The sequence below is a fragment of the Streptomyces sp. SID3343 genome, from assembly GCF_009865215.1.
In the GTDB taxonomy this organism is placed as follows: Bacteria; Actinomycetota; Actinomycetes; order Streptomycetales; family Streptomycetaceae; genus Embleya.
Genome location: NZ_WWJX01000942.1, coordinates 1 through 324, shown reverse-complemented (window position 1 = coordinate 324; position 324 = coordinate 1). Strand labels below are relative to the sequence as shown.

At 77.2% G+C, this 324-nt stretch carries 1 protein-coding gene; it reads left to right on the top strand.

Going from position 1 to position 324, the window contains the following annotated elements:
• On the top strand, positions 1 to 324 hold a 324-nt coding region (locus GT354_RS29170), incomplete at both ends, for a CGNR zinc finger domain-containing protein (RefSeq protein WP_161359360.1).

Below are 324 nucleotides of genomic sequence, written 5' to 3'. Positions count from 1 at the left end.
GCGCGTGGACCCGGCGGGCACGGGCGCGGCAGGCGTCACGCGGGCGTGGGAGCTGCCGGCGACCGGTGGTCAGGCGGTGTCCACGATCGCGCGCGACGCCATCGAGCTGTTCACGGGGCCGTTCGCGGATCGGATACGGGCGTGCGGCGCGGACAACTGCGAACTGGTCTTCGTGGACACCTCGCGCCCCGGCCGGCGCCGCTGGTGCTCGATGGAGCACTGCGGCAACCGGCACAAGGTGCGGGCGTTGCGGGCCCGGCGCGGGAGCGAGGGGGCGGGCGCGGCGGGTGCGGCCGACCGGGCCGGTGGGTCCGGTGGGTCTAC